Genomic DNA, 2,373 nt, shown 5'->3' on the forward strand with positions numbered 1-2,373 from the left:
GTTTTCTTCTATCCATGATAATAATCTGGTTTTTAATTTACCATCCTCCTCGACTCTAGGTGCGAGATCCCTCATCCTTCTGGCCGCCAACAGCCATACGTTACCAAACTCATCCAAGAGCCGGCTAAAATCCATCGTATCTAATAGATAATCGAATCTTGTATGCTCATCAGCCGTCAAGTAGATAATGTTATCATTATCCTCGGCGACCGATTTATATTTCCGTTTAGGGTATAAGTGACAGATGTTACTTACCCCAGGACATGGTATATATGCGCCGGTAGCAGATCTCCTTGTCATACTCAATCTAGCCACATGGGCGCCAAAGAACACGGCTAGGCTCCTACCCCTGGGCTTGGCCTTCGCCCGTATCGCCGTCCTTCCCTTTGGCGGTAGCTCCTTGGCCCTGCATACTTGGCATAACCCTTTGCTTCTGACAGCTACCATCCTCCCGCATCTCTCACACGGCAACATCCTACCTCTCATGCTTTCTTTCGTTTATAATTCTTATTGAACTCCATAAGGCTTATGGCCCTATATCTTTTAAGCCTATCTATCTTACTCTCCGCCCAATCCTGTTCCTTGAAATTGATGATCGTGTCGAATATCTGAGCTAGTTCCCGGATATTAAAACTCCTGTTTTGTATCTTCTTATAGAACCCCGATCTGCTATATCCTAATTTAGAAGCTAGATAAGTTTTGTTAGACAATGTGAGGATACGATAAATCGTACCCTCCATCTTGCTTATCTCCATCAACTTCTCGGCGACGGATGATGTGGTCTCATAGCTAGCTTTATTGCTTATTATTCTCATGTTTCTCCGGATTCCTGATCTTACCATCAAACTCGTAGAAGTCCATCAGTTTCTTCTCTTCCTTGATACAAGTGACAACGAAATCTGATATGGTTCCTTTCATGCCTTCCTCGAAATTCTTTTTGGCATGATCAAGGTCATTGGCCCGAACGATGTAGTTAAACGCCTTGCGTTTCTCATTGCCCGATTTCTCGTCTATCGTAATATAATCAGCCGTGACCTTATAGAACCGGTCTCCATCCATGGCGAATAATTCCGCTATCCGGAATCGTTTGATATCAACACTAAACTCACCGGAGATAAACGGTCTCATCTCCTCTATAATTCTAGCCTCACACTCTGTATAAGAAAGGGCATCCACTAAATACTCTTCCTTTACCTTCTTCTTCATGCCGTTCTCGGCATCGGTCTCATAAGAAACCGTACATTTAAACCAATTGTGCATCTTATTAATCTATGTTGTTGTTAAACAATGGGTAATCCTTTATCCCTTCACGAATATATCTTTCCGTATCATCATCCACGTCATAAGCTTTCTTAAAAAACGTCATAGCCGTATTCGTATCATGATCCACCAACGGAAGATATTCCTTTACAAAAAGGAATCTAAGATGATTCATATGATCAATCTTATTTCTTACATCGATTACCTTCGACCAGATCTCGGCATGGATTTCACTCATTCTTTTTATATCCTTCTTGTATTTATCTACCTGATCTTTATACTCCTCCTCAATCTTATTATTCTTGTCCTTTATAGATTTGTAGGATTCCTCATCTTTCGTATCAAACATTGGAATATGTTTGATATTGATTATATCCAACTTATTATATATCTTATCATTGGATATAGTGAAATCGTATGTAGTCTTGTATAAATCAAACTTACTTAAGAACTTAGCTATTTTAATAGCATCATCCTGATTAAAAACAGCTATGCTCAATCCTTCTAAAAGGTAGAAGAAATTAGATGGAGAAATAGGTTTGTAGTCGTATGTCTTCATAACTGGAGGTTCGTCCACAAACCTAACACCCTCCTTAGCGCATCTTGTTATGATCAATCTATCTATCTGCTCGTCAGTAAGATCATATATCTCCTGATCGGTCATCTCATTAATTGTCTTCATCGTCATCCTTCTCCATCATTATAGCCTTTATCGCCTTTTGTTTATAAACCTCACTCATAAGGCAGGTAAAATTTATATCATCCATACCAGCCATAACATCGGCTTCTACTCCCAAATTCATCTCAATGTTCATTACCGAGACTTCATAGTTACTATCATCTTCTTTATAGAAAATGACTTTGTCACCATACTCGAAACCATCATCTTCGGTCTTAACCATATCGATGATCTTCTCTAACTCCTTTACAAACTCACTCTTTTTCATATATGCAATTTTTATGTGTCTACAAAAGTAGACATTTTGTTTTTGAATTAAATTAAATAATAATTATTAATAGTTAATTGACTTTTTTCATTCCATCAGCTTTTTTCTGAAGGCTTTCCGCTAAATCATAGAAAGCTATATTTACCAAGTCATAATCTTCCGTGGT

Annotated in this window: 4 protein-coding genes; all 4 read right to left on the reverse strand. The window is 38.4% G+C overall.

Annotated elements, in window-relative coordinates; translation table 11 throughout:
* Positions 1-486: hypothetical protein (locus tag ACFFUV_RS23280; RefSeq protein ID WP_390198270.1), on the reverse strand; the 486-nt coding region annotated here is incomplete at its 3' end.
* A gap of 309 nt (positions 487-795) precedes the next feature.
* A complete protein-coding gene (locus ACFFUV_RS23285; RefSeq protein ID WP_390198273.1) occupies positions 796-1,260 on the reverse strand; it encodes a DUF4494 domain-containing protein in 465 nt (154 codons plus the stop codon).
* Positions 1,261-1,264: 4 nt separating this feature from the next.
* Positions 1,265-1,942, reverse strand: a complete 678-nt coding sequence (locus tag ACFFUV_RS23290) for a hypothetical protein (RefSeq protein ID WP_390198276.1) — start codon at positions 1,940-1,942, stop codon at positions 1,265-1,267.
* Positions 1,929-2,207, reverse strand: coding sequence for a hypothetical protein (locus ACFFUV_RS23295; protein ID WP_390198278.1), 279 nt, complete (start codon positions 2,205-2,207; stop codon positions 1,929-1,931). Before ACFFUV_RS23295 ends, ACFFUV_RS23290 begins: the two co-directional genes overlap by 14 nt.
* Between the last annotated feature and the right edge of the window lie 166 nt (positions 2,208-2,373).

Origin of the sequence: Vibrio olivae, assembly GCF_042428525.1 — a bacterium.
Lineage (GTDB): Bacteria > Pseudomonadota > Gammaproteobacteria > Enterobacterales > Vibrionaceae > Vibrio > Vibrio olivae.